Below are 12,915 nucleotides of genomic sequence, written 5' to 3'. Positions count from 1 at the left end.
TATCGTGGCTGCATGGCCGATTCTTCTGGGCTTATCCCCAATTCGTTCACAGGCGGTTTATGTGGATTTGCGCGCGTCCTGCCAGCCGCGCGGGTCGTTCAGAAAGGCCTCGACCCCGTCAAGTGTCTCTTGGTCAAAGGCTTCCTGTGCTTTGGCCTCGGCCAGGACATCCCACCAGGTGCACAGCGAATGCAGTTTCACACCATGATCGCCAAGGGTCTTTTCGGTTTCTGGGAAGATGCCATAGTAGAAAATCACCGCCGTATGGCCACAAGTCGCGCCGGTTTCACGGATCGCATCGACGAAGGACAGCTTTGATCCGCCATCGGTGGTCAGATCCTCGACCAACAGTACCCGTTCGCCTTCGCTCATCGCGCCTTCGATCCGGGCGTTACGGCCGTAACCTTTGGGCTTCTTGCGCACATAGGTCATGGGCAAGGCCATGCGTTCGGCGACCATCGCCGCAAATGGGATACCTGCCGTTTCGCCCCCGGCGATATTGTCGAATGCCTCAAATCCTGCGTCGCGCATCACGGTGACGGTTAGAAAATCCATCAGCGTCGAGCGGATTCGCGGGTATGAGATCAGCTTGCGACAATCGATATAGGTTGGGCTGGGCAGGCCCGAGGACAATGTGAATGGTTCGCGCGAATTGAAATGAACGGCTTTGATCTCCAGCAGCATCCGAGCGGTCAGGCGGGCGATTTCGGTGCTGTCGGGAAAAGAACTGGGGATCATGGCGCAAACCTCTGGGCTGAAAGAGTGTTGCGGGCTGATAGCCTGACCCTTGGGCCGGAGTCGAGAGGGCGACAAAAGAAAAGCGGACCCTTGTGGGATCCGCTTTTTGCCCTTTCGGGCAGAGCGGCCAAGGTGGGCTTGGCTGCTCGGATCATTGCTCCGATCATGGTCTGCCGATTGATCGAATGCCGGTGTTTCGGTCACAGCGTCTATGCGACGCGGGGTGAGTAGTGCAACCTGTTTGACGGCTGCAAGCGCGGCAAATGACGCAAAGGAAGCAATGTCATCTAGTCGAACTTCGAAAGCGCGTTTTGCAACAGGTTCAGCGCATGATCGCGTGCCGCCTGCCGCACAGCGTCGCGCCCGGGTGCGCCGAACTCCACAGTTTCAGTTAGGGTGGTCAGCCCCTCACCAGCCAGCCCGAAGCACACACGCCCCTCGGGTTTAAACTCGGAACCTCCCGGACCCGCGATGCCGGTGATCGAGACGGCCAATTGCGCCTGAGAGTTTCGTACTGCGCCTTCTGCCATTTCGCGCGCGACCTGTTCTGAGACGGCGCCATGGGCCTCCAACGTCTCGGCCCGGACACCCAGCATGTCCTGCTTGGCGCGGTTGGTGTAGGTGACGAATCCACGCTCGACCACCGCAGAGCTGCCGGGAATGTCGGTCAGCGCAGCGGCGACCATACCGCCCGTGCAGCTTTCGGCAGTGGCGATCATCATGCCATGCGCCTTGGCCAAATCGAGCAGAGCAGCGACGGTCATAGCCCCAGTATTCCATGTGCGATCCCGGCCAGCACCACGATACCGATGGCAGCAAAGACCCCGGCGATCACATCGTCCAGCATCACGCCCATCGCGTCATTGCGTCGATCCGCCCAGCCAACAGGGCCGGGTTTGGTGATGTCGAAAAGCCGGAACAGCAGGAACCCCGCGACCCAACCGGGCCAGAGCGCGGTGATCTCGATTCCATGTGTCCAGCTTGGGTAGGAAATGGCCCAGAGCGCGACGAACTGGCCCGCGACCTCATCTACCACGATTTCGGACGGGTCGTGATCCTCTTGCCCGGCGGTCATCACTTTTGTGGCCCAAAACCCTGCGATGAACACGACGAGCGTCGCAAGCACGAGCAGGGGGAACCCGCCCAAAACGTGCAGGACCCAGACCAGAGGCAGGGCCGCAAGCGATCCCCATGTGCCGGGGGCAGGGCGCAGATATCCGACACCGCAGACGGTGCCGATCAGACGCGCGATACTCATGCTTTTACCAGGCAGGCTGTGGCGAGTGACGCGATGCCTTCGCTACGGCCAGTGAAGCCCAGACGCTCGGAAGTGGTTGCCTTGACCGAGACCTGATCGGTGCGCAATCCCATGATTTTAGACATTTCTTCTTTCATTTTTTGGGCATGAGGGCCGATCTTTGGGTATTCACAGACCAGAGTACAATCAACGTTCGAGATGCGGTAACCCATGGTTTGGGCAAGCTCGACAGCGTGGCGCAGGAAAATCTCGCTGGCGGCCCCTTTCCACTGCGGATCTGAAGGGGGGAAGTGCTGGCCGATATCGCCCTGCGCCAAAGCGCCATAGATGGCATCCGTCACAGCGTGCATGCCGACATCAGCATCGGAATGACCTTGCAACCCCCGGTCATGCGGTACTTTCACACCGCATAGGATCACATGATCTCCGTCACCAAACCGGTGCACGTCATAGCCGTTGCCCAGTCTTACATCCATATTCAGCCCCAATATCCGTTCTGCCCGGGCAAAATCCTCGGGTCGTGTGATTTTGATATTGTCCGGATCGCCCGGCACGATGGTCACGTCCAGCCCGGCGGCACGTGCAACCTCGACATCATCCGCCGCGCTGCCTGAATGGGCCGCATGAGCGTCCGTGATCGCATCATAGTGAAAACCCTGCGGCGTTTGGGCCGCGAACAGACCTGTTCGATCCCGCGTTCCGGAAACCGTGCTCTCATCCCCGGTCCAAAGCGCGTCTGTAACGGCCAATCCGGGTGCGGCAGCTTGGCTTTTGCTCAGTGCGTGCATCACGTTCTGAATGACGTCCGCACCCACGCAGGGGCGGGCAACATCATGAATCAAAACATAATCTACATCCCGGTCCGCCAGCGCATCCAGCCCGTTGCGGACAGATGCCGCTCGATCCGCGCCACCCGGGGCGAGGATCAGATCACTGTCCCGATAAGCCTCCCAAGCCCCCGAATCGTCGGGTGATAGCACGAGTACAATCTGTTCGACTTGTGTGCGAAACCTGTCGATCGTCCAGTCGGCTACCACGCGCCCGCCCAGCATGCGCCATTGCTTGGGCGTGCCTCCTCCGGCGCGGGTTCCGCGACCGGCGGCAACGATGATGGCGGCGGTTGTCATACTGACGTTTGCTCCGTTGATTTTGGCCATTGTTTAGGGGGCGGTGAATGCAGAGGCAATCACCCGCGTCAATCTGCCTAAAAATTAAGCGTGTGATGATTTTGCAGGCTTGTGGGTGGTCGTTTTGTTGTTCATATGCCCCGGATTCGATATCAAAACCCCAACTGCTCAAGGATTAAGCACGTTGACCCTGCATCTTGCTGACAAAACTCTGAACCCGCCTGTGCTGCTGGCACCAATGGCTGGAATCACGGATCGCCCGTTCCGCGATCTGGTGATGCGGTTTGGAGCGGGCATGGTCGTCAGCGAAATGGTCGCCAGCCAGGAGATGGTGCAAGCCAAGCCTGGCGTGCGCGAAAGGGCGGAACTGTCGGCGGATGTCGAGAACACCGCCGTACAGCTTGCCGGGCGCGAGGCGCATTGGATGGCCGAGGCCGCCCGTCAGGTTGCCGATCGGGGCGCGCGGGTGATCGACATCAACATGGGCTGCCCGGCCAAGAAGGTGACCAATGGTTATTCCGGCTCGGCCCTTCTGAAAACGCCAGATCATGCCCTGACCCTGATCGAAGCGGTGGTTGAGGCGGTCGATGTACCCGTCACCCTGAAAACGCGGCTGGGCTGGGATGATGCGCTACTGAACGCGCCTGATGTGGCGCGCCGGGCCGAAGGGGCGGGTATCAAGATGGTCACGATACATGGGCGCACGCGCTGCCAGTTCTACAAAGGCCACGCCGATTGGCAGGCGATCCGAGCGGTGAAACAGGCGGTGTCGATTCCCGTCATTGCCAATGGCGACATTGTTGATACCAGTGCGGCACGCACGGCGCTGGAACAGTCGGGTGCAGATGGGGTGATGGTCGGGCGGGGCGCGCAGGGAAAACCCTGGCTTCTGGCGCAGATATGCCACGACATCTACGGCACCGACGCGCCGGAAATCCCCAAAGGCGCTGAATTGGTCGAGATGGTGCGCGCCCATTATCAAGCCATGCTCGATTTCTACGGCACCGATCTGGGCCTGCGCGTCGCACGCAAGCATCTGGGCTGGTACATGGATGAAGCCGGAACACCCGCACCCCTGCGTCGGGCTGTTTTGACCTCACGTGATACGCAAGAGGTGCTGCGCCTGCTTGATGAGGCGCTGGATTGCGCAGCTGAGGTAGCCGCATGACTTCGGATCAGAGCATCTGGAACTCATTACCCGTTCCGGCCTTCATCATCGACCAGGAGGATCGGATTTCCGATGTGAACTCCTCGGGCGAGGGTTTCCTGAACGCGTCGCGAAAGTCGGTGATCGGTCATCCGGTCTGGGACCAGATCGCCGTGGACGCCCCGCTGGAGGAGGCGTTTCTGCGCGCGCGTCATCAAGGCACGCCCCTGTTTGTCAATGATGTGGATGTCGGGTCAGGCAACCGCGCGCCGCTGCAATGCGCGCTACAGATCGCGCCGCTTGTTGGGCATCCGGGATCAATGATCATGATCATCTCGCCACGCGAATTGGCGGGGCGCATGACCCGTGGCAACACGGTTAAGTCAGCAGCGCAATCCGCCATCGGCATGGCAGAGATGCTGGCACATGAAATCAAGAACCCGCTGGCCGGTATCACGGGCGCGGCGCAGCTTCTTAGCATGAATATCTCAGCGCAAGACCTTGAACTCACAGATCTTATCGTTGCGGAAAGTCGCCGTATCGTGAAGTTGCTGGAGCAGGTTGAGCAATTCGGAAACCTGCAGCAACCCGACTTCAAACCGGTCAACATCCACGACGTTCTGGACCGCGCGCGCCGTTCGGCCTTGCTGGGGTTCGGCGCGGATATGACCATTATCGAGGATTACGATCCATCGCTGCCGCTGGCCTATGGTGACCCGGATCAAATCCTGCAAGTGGTTCTGAATCTGTTGAAAAACGCGTCCGAGGCCGCTGGCCCGAATGGCGGCACTATCCGCCTGCGCACCTATTTCGAACATTCGTTCCGCCTGCGTCGTAGTGACGGCTCGGGTCATTCGCTGCCGTTGCAGATTGAGATCATCGATGATGGCCCTGGACTGCCTGAGGATATTCGCAGCGATATTTTCGACCCATTTGTCTCGGGCAGGGAAAATGGAACGGGGCTGGGGCTGGCGCTGGTTAGCAAGATCATCTCGGACCATCGCGGCTGGATCTCGGCCGATTCCGTTCCGGGACGCACCGTTTTCAAACTGTCGCTGCGCCGCGCGCCGGCAGAGAGCATAACGAAGGAGAGCACCTGATGGATGGCACCGTTCTGGTTGCAGATGACGACCGCACGATCCGCACTGTTCTGACTCAGGCCCTGACTCGGGCCGGATGCAAAGTGCATGCCACATCTTCGCTGACCACGCTGATGCGATGGGTCGGTGAAGGCAAAGGGGATGTGGTGATTTCGGACGTGGTCATGCCGGACGGGAACGGTTTAGAAATGCTGCCGAAAATCGCACAAGACCGCCCCGGTTTGCCGGTGATTGTGATTTCGGCCCAGAATACCATCATGACGGCGATCCAGGCGGCTGAGGCGGATGCCTATGACTATTTGCCCAAACCCTTCGATTTGCCCGATTTGATGAAACGCACCGCACGCGCACTGGAACAAAAGCAGCGCCTGCAATCAGAACCCGAGGCAGAAGCGAATGAACGCCCGGACGAGTTGCCTCTGGTCGGGCGCACATCCGTCATGCAGTCACTGTATCGATTAGTCGCACGGGTGATGAATACCGATCTGTCGGTCATGATTTCTGGTGAAAGTGGAACCGGTAAATCTCTGATCGCGCGGGCAATTCACGACTTCTCGGACCGTCGTACATTGCCGTTTGTAACCGCCACAGCCGCAGACCTGCGTGATTTGGAGGGGCCCGCCCGCGTCATGGCGCGCGTGCGTGGAGGTACGCTGTTGATTGATGAGATCTCCGATCTGGATGATGAGCTTCAGGCGCGCATCGTGCGTATGATGGACACCCCCGGCGATCACGTGCCGCGTTTCATGGCCACGAGCCAGTCGGATCTGGCCGAAGGTATGGAAGGTGGTCGCATCCGGCAGGATCTGTACTACCGCCTATGCGGCGCGACGATCCACGTACCGGCCCTACGCGAGCGTGTGGATGATATCACCTTGCTGGCCGAGCATTTTCTGGCCCGCGAAGAGCGTGATAGCGGCACTAAGCGCTGGCTCAGCCCGGATGCGGTTGAATTGATCCGTCGCTACTCCTGGCCCGGCAACGTGCGGCAGTTGGAGAACGCGGTCCGTCGTCTTAGCCTGACCAGCCGCGCTGATGAAATCTCAAAAGCCGAGGTCGAGATGGTGCTGGGCAGCCAGCCCGAGGCCGAACCTGTGCTGAGTGGGGGCGAGCGCGAGAAGCTGTCCACCTCGGTGGAACGGCATCTGCGGCGTTACTTTGATCTGCACGGCAACATGCTGCCGCCTCCGGGCCTGTATCAGCGCATTTTGCGCGAGGTAGAGGCCCCGCTGATTGAAATTGCGCTGGAGGCAACAGGCGGCAATCAAGCAAAATGCGCTGATTTGCTTGGGATAAACCGAAATACGCTGCGGAAAAAGATTACTGACCTCGATATTCAGGTGACACGCCGTCGCAAACTGATGTAATATCGCCACACAAACCGTGGCATCCGGGTATCTCCGGGGAAACGACCACGACATATGGCGGTCAGTCGCGGAAGCGACACATCAGGATGAGGGCAGACGGTGGCAACCCGAGCACAGAGCGGGATTATCCCATCAATTAGTCGATGGCGAAAATCCCGAAAACTGCGCAATTTCGGCACCTTGGGGCTGGTTCTTCTAGGGCCAGTGCTGGCGCTAGCGACCTATCTGGTCATTGGTCCGTTTGACTTGGGCGCGACCGCGCCGACCCTGCGGCTGATTCTGCTTGCCGACCTTGTTTATGTCCTTGTTGTGGCGGCGCTGGTGCTCAGCCAGTTGGGCTCACTGATCGCAGCCAGACGCGCGAAATCGGCGGGGTCTCGCCTGCATTTGCGCCTGATCGGGGCGTTTACGCTCTTGGCTCTGGTACCAACAGTCACCGTTGCCATCTTCGCAGGTCTGACCGTGAATATCGGCCTTGAGGGCTGGTTTTCAGACCGCGTGCGTCAGGTTGTCGGGTCATCGCTGACTGCGGCGGAGGCGTATGAGCTGGAACACCGGCAGGGTCTGACCCAGGATGCAGCCGTTCTGGCGCTGTTTCTGGACAACGCGCGGGCCCGCGATTTCTATATCTCGGACGCGGAATTGCGTGAGGTTCTGGCGCAGGGGCAGGCGCAAATCCAACGGGGTCTGCGCGAGGCTTATGTGATCGATGGCAGTGGCGAAATCCGGTCGCGCGGGGATCGATCCTACCTGTTCAGCTACGAAGAACCCACACCCGAGCAGATGGTCGAGGCGACAGATACCGGTCTGTTGATCATAGCAGATTGGGAGAACAACGAATTCCGCGCGCTTGTTCCGCTGCAGGCCTATCTGGACCGATACCTCTATGTCAGCCGCGAGGTTGATGGTCAGCTACTGACGCTGCTGGACGATACCAAGGAAACGGCGCAGTTCTACCAGCAGCTTGAAAGTGAACGCGGCAGGGTCCTGTTTAACTTTGGCCTTCTGTATCTGGGGTTTGCCTTGATCCTTATCCTTGCCGCGATGTCTCTGGGCATGTGGTTTGCCGAACGCCTGTCGCGCCCTGTCGGTCGTCTGACCACAGCCGCGCAACGCGTCGGTGCCGGCGATCTGAGCGTACAGGTCATTGAAGAGGCCAGCGACGACGAAATCGCGATGCTGGGCCGGTATTTCAACCAAATGACCCGGCAGCTTAAAGGCCAGCGCGATACGCTGCTGGAAAACACGCGCCAGATTGAAAGCCGCCGCCGACTGTTTGATTCCGTGCTGAGTTCGGTCACATCGGGCGTTGTGGGTGTTGACCCCGAAGGCGGTATAACCTTCGTGAACCGTTCGGCCGAGCGTTTGCTGGACTGGTCGCGGGGCGAACAACATCTGTCGATCGGTATCGCAGTGCCCGAATTCCTGCCGCTGTTTGAAAGCCTGAAAGAGGGCGGGCAGGAGGCCGTACAGGGCGAGATCAAGGTGACACGCAAAGGGCAGTTGGAAAACCTGCTTGTGCGCATGGCCACGCGTCGGGGTGAGGATGGCCCGCTTGAGGGTTACGTGGTGGCCTTTGATGATGTCACTGATCTGGTCAGCGCCCAGCGTATGGCCGCCTGGGGTGATGTGGCCCGGCGCATCGCGCATGAGATCAAGAACCCGCTGACACCGATTCAACTAAGTGCCGAACGGATTAAACGCAAATTCTCATCCAAACTGGATGAGGCAGATTGCGACACGCTCGAGTCAATGACCGATGTGATTGTCCGGCAAACCAATGACCTGCGGCGCATTGTCGATGAGTTCTCAAAATTTGCACGGATGCCGGAACCAGAGCGGCGACAGGAGGATGTGGTTGCGTTGGTGCGTGAGGCCGTTTTGCTGCAGCAGGCGGGTCAGCCAGATGTGCAAATCGATGCGGATTTGCCGGAACAGTCGATCACGGCTGATTTGGATGCAACCATGCTGAACCAGGCGTTGACAAATCTGATCAAGAATGCGGGCGAGGCCATTGGAACCTTGAAAGAAAAAGGCGCGCCCGAGAATCTGAAGCCACAGATAAAAGTGGCCGTTTCCACGGATGATGCGGGCACGATCATCACCATTGCCGACAATGGTATTGGCCTTCCCGAAGATCGCGCACGCTTGTTCGAACCTTATGTAACCACACGCGACGAAGGGACCGGGCTGGGCCTGCCCATCGTCAAGAAGATCATCGAAGAACATGGCGGAGCGCTGACCTTGGAAGACGCGCCCGTATTCGACGGACAGGACCATTTCGGCGCAATGGCGGTGATCCGTTTACCGGGGGCGTCCCTCCCACCAAATTCAGCGCCACAAAAACAGGCGATTAAAACCAACAAACTGAAAGCAGGCCAAAGATGAGCGACATTCTGATCGTAGATGACGAACGCGATATTCGCGAACTGGTGTCCGACATTCTGGAGGACGAAGGCTATTCCACCCGGCTGGCGGCAAACTCGGATGAGTGCATGTCGTCGATCAATTCCGAGCCGCCAGGGTTGTTGATCCTGGATATCTGGCTGAAAGACAGCCGTATGGACGGGATCGATATCCTGAAGACGGTGAAGCGCGACAACCCGGATGTGCCGGTGGTGATCATTTCGGGCCACGGTAATATTGAGATTGCGGTCGCCGCGATCAAGCAGGGCGCGTATGACTTTATCGAGAAGCCCTTTAACATTGATCAGTTGATGGTGGTGATCCGCCGCGCGATGGAGACCTCTCGCCTGCGCCGCGAGAATGCCTCGCTCAAGCGCAAAGAAGTCAGCAGCTCGGATATGATCGGCAAATCCGCCTCGTTCCGGGCAATGCAGGGCCAGTTGGACAAGGTCACAAAATCGAATGGTCGCGTGATGCTGAGCGGCCCAGCCGGGTCAGGCAAGGAGATTGCGGCTCGGTATATCCACGCGCATTCAAACCGCGCCAACGCGCCTTTTGTGACCGTCAATTGCGCTGGGATCGAGCCAGAGCGGGTCGAAGAGGTTCTGTTTGGCCGAGAATCCTCAGAACGCGGGGTCGAACCAGGGTTGCTGGAAGAGGCCCATGGTGGTGTGGTCTATTTTGATGAGGTTGCCGATATGCCTCTGGGTACGCAGTCGAAAATCCTGCGGGTGCTGGTGGATCAACAGTTCCAGCGCGTGGGTGGCAGCGACAAGGTGCGGGTGGACTTGCGCGTCATATCATCCACCAACAAGGATCTAGACGAAGAGATCGCAGCCGAACGGTTCCGGGAAGAGCTGTATCACCGTCTGAACGTTGTGCCAGTGGACGTGCCATCGCTGGAAGACCGGCGCGAGGATATCCCTGTTCTGGCCCAGCATTTCATCGAAATGTGCAACGAAACCCAAGGCTTGCCGATGCGCGAGCTGTCGGAAGAGGCTGTGGCCCTGCTGCAAACCATGACTTGGCCCGGCAATGTGCGCCAGTTGAAGAACCTGATCGAACGCGTGCTGATCCTTGGTGATGGGACCGGCCCGATTGAGGCGCGCGAGCTGCCAAGCGATGAGGACAAGGCCGAAGAATCGGGCCGCGTCGTTCTGTCGGGTGCTCTCGCGACCCTGCCGCTGCGCGAAGCGCGTGAGGCGTTCGAGCGGGAATACCTGCTGACCCAGATCAACCGCTTTGGTGGCAATATCAGCCGCACCGCCAGCTTTGTCGGGATGGAGCGCAGCGCGCTGCATCGCAAGCTGAAATCGCTGGGTGTTGTAACCTCGAACAAATCCGGGGCGCGGGTGGCGCAAATAGATGAGCCGGAACCGGCAGAGTAATCTGCAGGTCTCATAAGGCAGGGGGCGATGCATACAGTTCCGTCAAAACCGGGTGGTATCAGCCTGAGGTCTTGCGCCTATCCGGGTTTCGGCAAGCGCCTGAAACGCCTGCGTCAATCCATCGGTTACAAGCAATCTCATCTGGCCGAGTTGTTGCAGGTCGATCAGGCAACTGTTTCACGTTGGGAGCGGGGCGGACAAACCCCGCCACCAGATACGCAGCAGGCGGTCTTCGCCGCGTTCGGACCGGCACGCGCAGATGACAGCGCCCTGCGACGACTGGTTGAGACCTCATCGGATTGCCTTCATCTGGTCGAGGAGGCCAGCCATAGATGCCTTGCCTATTCCGCCAGCCGGGCAAGGGACTGGAAAACCAGCCAGAATGCACTGTTGGGCGTATCTCTTTGGCAGTTTGCTACCGAGGAAATTCAACAGGCCGAGGCCGAGTTGGACCGGGAAGGGTGGTGGGATGCCCACACACCCATGCCAAAGTCCTTTCTGACTTCTGAAGCTGTGCATGATCGCATTCGCATCAGTGCCGGAGAGATCATTTGGGAGCGCCTTTATCTGTCGGATGGAACACCGGTGCGACTGGTCAGCGGCGCCCGGCGCCAGGCCGCATAATTTATGCGTTCCCCGCCCTGACCGGGCGCTGTAGAAGCGCCTTATGACGCAACTGTTTCAGGTTCTCTTACTTTGGCTGGCGGGGCTGGGTGCCGCGACGCAGTTTGCCAAGATTGCTGTGCCATTTCCCGAGGTATTGCAACTCTACCCCGATCACGCCGAAACCATGGGTTGGCTGCTGTCGATCATCAGCCTGCTTGGAGCTGTTCTTGGCGCGGTATCCGGGTCAATCGTGGGCCGCGTTGGGCCGATCAAGCTGTTGACATTCGGCCTTGTGCTTGGTGGTGCACTTTCGATCTATCAGGCGACCGGGCCGGGCTTTCAGATCATGCTCGCCAGCCGATTTGTCGAGGGTCTGTCCCATCTGGCAATTGTTGTGGCTGCACCAACCTTGATTGCACAGATCACAACCTGCAAAGCGCGCAATATGGCCATGGTTTTGTGGAGCACGTTCTTCGGCGTGGCCTTTGCACTGAATGCCTGGCTTGGGCTGCCCTTGATCGAAATCTATGGCCTGTCCGTCTACTTTGCGTTGCATGGCATCCTGATGATCGCCATCGCGGCATTGATCCCGATCCTTCGACTAAAGGTCATACAGACAGCCGAACCCGCTCCGTGGCATTGGCGAGAACTGTGGGCAGTGCATCTGCGCACCTACCGCTCGCCATTCGTATCGGCCCCGGCAATAGGCTGGTTTTTTTACACCCTGACGTTCGTCTCGCTGCTGGCGATCCTGCCGGGGCGCTTGCCGGATGACATCAGCGCGACTGTTGCGGGTCTGATGCCGCTGGCCGGGATTGCGCTGAGCTTGGTGGCGGTGCCGGTCTTGCTCAACGTGATGTCAGGCGTTGCGGTGGTTAATCTGGGGTTTGCGCTTGCGATCCTGTCTATCTTGGGCGTTTTTGCTGGTCTGCCGCTGGAGTTGATCTGTGTCGCACTGTTTGCGGTGTTGGGCCTCGTGCAGGGCGGCAGCTTTGCGGCCGTGCCGATTCTGAACCAATCCGCTGAAACTCAGGCGCTCGGCTACGGCGCGATGGCGCAGATGGGCAATGCTGGCAATTTGCTGGGTACGCCGGTTCTGTTGGCGGTTCTGTGGCGGGTCGATGAGGCTGGGATGCTGATCAGCGTCATCGCTATTTACGCACTTGCCATCCTGGCGCATTGGGCGCTGGCCCGCAGGCGTGCCGCTAACAGGGATTCAGCCTGACTGACCGGGCGAAATGATCTGGAATGAGCCGTCATCGAATTTGACGAAACAGGATTGCGTGGTCAGAGGCGGCAATGTCGTGGTGCGCTGCACGGGGACACCCGATTTCACAGCCCGTTTACAGGGCGGCAGACTGACCGGACGATAGCCTTTTTGGGCCATACATTGTGCCTCGACCTTGTTGCGCAGGTTCTTGTTCACATCGACCGTATAGATCTGACCGGGTTCCCACCAGCCGGGCGAGCGATAGCAGGACCCACGCCCATCGCAATATGTTCTGCCCGGCCAATAGGTTGGCGGCCCTTGCCGGACCTGATTTGCAACCGGCGCGTCCTTGAGTGCCAGAACTTGACATTGCGTGGTCTCGGTCTGCATGCGCGAGACGCTCTCACCTTCTTGATAATACAGCGACAGCGGTCCACAGGCGGACAGCGCCATCAGTGAAATCAGAAGGGGACCAAGCGTTTTCATGTGCTTATCTTGCCCCACACAGGTGAAGATGACAATTCAATTGACCGTATCGGGGGCATCTGTCATTCAAAGATTTCAGGAA

At 58.9% G+C, this 12,915-nt stretch carries 12 protein-coding genes; 7 read left to right on the top strand and 5 right to left on the bottom strand.

From position 1 onward, the window contains the following. Window positions 1–57: 57 nt before the first annotated feature. The 4 genes from AC2FFE_RS07455 to AC2FFE_RS07440 form a co-directional block, all read right to left on the bottom strand. Window positions 58–738: an orotate phosphoribosyltransferase gene (locus AC2FFE_RS07455; protein WP_496846318.1), complete on the bottom strand. Its 681-nt coding sequence runs from the start codon at window positions 736–738 to the stop codon at window positions 58–60. Window positions 739–1,025: 287 nt separating this feature from the next. Next, a complete protein-coding gene (locus AC2FFE_RS07450; protein WP_496817574.1) occupies window positions 1,026–1,502 on the bottom strand; it encodes a CinA family protein in 477 nt (158 codons plus the stop codon). After that, the gene (locus AC2FFE_RS07445) at window positions 1,499–1,996 is read right to left on the bottom strand and encodes a phosphatidylglycerophosphatase A family protein (protein ID WP_496846317.1); all 498 of its coding nucleotides are present in this window, start codon (window positions 1,994–1,996) and stop codon (window positions 1,499–1,501) included. Before AC2FFE_RS07445 ends, AC2FFE_RS07450 begins: the two co-directional genes overlap by 4 nt. Continuing rightward, a complete protein-coding gene (locus tag AC2FFE_RS07440) occupies window positions 1,993–3,123 on the bottom strand; it encodes a bifunctional 2-C-methyl-D-erythritol 4-phosphate cytidylyltransferase/2-C-methyl-D-erythritol 2,4-cyclodiphosphate synthase (protein WP_496846316.1) in 1,131 nt (376 codons plus the stop codon). Before AC2FFE_RS07440 ends, AC2FFE_RS07445 begins: the two co-directional genes overlap by 4 nt. Window positions 3,124–3,307: 184 nt before the next feature. On the opposite strand from AC2FFE_RS07440, the gene dusB reads away from it, so the two are divergent. The 7 genes from dusB (at window position 3,308) to AC2FFE_RS07405 (ending at window position 12,362) form a co-directional block, all read left to right on the top strand. Continuing rightward, the gene (gene dusB / locus AC2FFE_RS07435; protein WP_496846315.1) at window positions 3,308–4,291 is read left to right on the top strand and encodes a tRNA dihydrouridine synthase DusB; all 984 of its coding nucleotides are present in this window, start codon (window positions 3,308–3,310) and stop codon (window positions 4,289–4,291) included. Next, window positions 4,288–5,370 (top strand): two-component system sensor histidine kinase NtrB, encoded by a 1,083-nt coding sequence (locus tag AC2FFE_RS07430; RefSeq protein WP_496846314.1) that lies wholly within the window; start codon window positions 4,288–4,290, stop codon window positions 5,368–5,370. The genes dusB and AC2FFE_RS07430 overlap by 4 nt, the downstream gene beginning before the upstream one ends. Beyond that, window positions 5,370–6,737: a response regulator gene (locus AC2FFE_RS07425; RefSeq protein WP_496846313.1), complete on the top strand. Its 1,368-nt coding sequence runs from the start codon at window positions 5,370–5,372 to the stop codon at window positions 6,735–6,737. The genes AC2FFE_RS07430 and AC2FFE_RS07425 overlap by 1 nt, the downstream gene beginning before the upstream one ends. Window positions 6,738–6,836: 99 nt before the next feature. Continuing rightward, a complete protein-coding gene (locus AC2FFE_RS07420) occupies window positions 6,837–9,125 on the top strand; it encodes a sensor histidine kinase NtrY-like (protein ID WP_496846312.1) in 2,289 nt (762 codons plus the stop codon). After that, window positions 9,122–10,531, top strand: coding sequence for a nitrogen assimilation response regulator NtrX (gene ntrX / locus AC2FFE_RS07415; protein WP_496817581.1), 1,410 nt, complete (start codon window positions 9,122–9,124; stop codon window positions 10,529–10,531). The genes AC2FFE_RS07420 and ntrX overlap by 4 nt, the downstream gene beginning before the upstream one ends. 27 nt (window positions 10,532–10,558) lie before the next feature. Then, entirely contained in the window at window positions 10,559–11,155 is a 597-nt protein-coding gene (locus AC2FFE_RS07410; RefSeq protein ID WP_496817582.1) for a helix-turn-helix domain-containing protein, read from the top strand. Window positions 11,156–11,198: 43 nt separating this feature from the next. Then, the gene (locus AC2FFE_RS07405) at window positions 11,199–12,362 is read left to right on the top strand and encodes an MFS transporter (RefSeq protein ID WP_496846311.1); all 1,164 of its coding nucleotides are present in this window, start codon (window positions 11,199–11,201) and stop codon (window positions 12,360–12,362) included. Here AC2FFE_RS07405 and AC2FFE_RS07400 read toward each other — a convergent pair. Then, window positions 12,354–12,833, bottom strand: a complete 480-nt coding sequence (locus AC2FFE_RS07400; RefSeq protein WP_496846310.1) for a hypothetical protein — start codon at window positions 12,831–12,833, stop codon at window positions 12,354–12,356. The two genes, AC2FFE_RS07405 and AC2FFE_RS07400, sit on opposite strands and share 9 nt — an antisense overlap. Window positions 12,834–12,915: the final 82 nt, after the last annotated feature.

The sequence above is a fragment of the Ruegeria sp. YTSA168 genome, from assembly GCF_059610045.1.
The sequence above is the reverse complement of the archived record's forward strand: the minus strand, read 5'-3'. Positions and strand labels throughout refer to the sequence as shown.

Bases quoted from the DNA above. Each gene is read 5' to 3' on its own strand.
- AC2FFE_RS07430 (WP_496846314.1), top strand. From the start codon at position 4,288: ATGACTTCGGATCAGAGCATCTGGAACTCATTACCCGTTCCGGCCTTC.
- AC2FFE_RS07440 (WP_496846316.1), bottom strand. From the start codon at position 3,123: ATGACAACCGCCGCCATCATCGTTGCCGCCGGTCGCGGAACCCGCGCC.
- AC2FFE_RS07455 (WP_496846318.1), bottom strand. From the start codon at position 738: ATGATCCCCAGTTCTTTTCCCGACAGCACCGAAATCGCCCGCCTGACC.
- AC2FFE_RS07450 (WP_496817574.1), bottom strand. From the start codon at position 1,502: ATGACCGTCGCTGCTCTGCTCGATTTGGCCAAGGCGCATGGCATGATG.
- AC2FFE_RS07405 (WP_496846311.1), top strand. From the start codon at position 11,199: ATGACGCAACTGTTTCAGGTTCTCTTACTTTGGCTGGCGGGGCTGGGT.
- AC2FFE_RS07400 (WP_496846310.1), bottom strand. From the start codon at position 12,833: ATGAAAACGCTTGGTCCCCTTCTGATTTCACTGATGGCGCTGTCCGCC.
- AC2FFE_RS07445 (WP_496846317.1), bottom strand. From the start codon at position 1,996: ATGAGTATCGCGCGTCTGATCGGCACCGTCTGCGGTGTCGGATATCTG.
- ntrX (WP_496817581.1), top strand. From the start codon at position 9,122: ATGAGCGACATTCTGATCGTAGATGACGAACGCGATATTCGCGAACTG.
- AC2FFE_RS07410 (WP_496817582.1), top strand. From the start codon at position 10,559: ATGCATACAGTTCCGTCAAAACCGGGTGGTATCAGCCTGAGGTCTTGC.
- AC2FFE_RS07425 (WP_496846313.1), top strand. From the start codon at position 5,370: ATGGATGGCACCGTTCTGGTTGCAGATGACGACCGCACGATCCGCACT.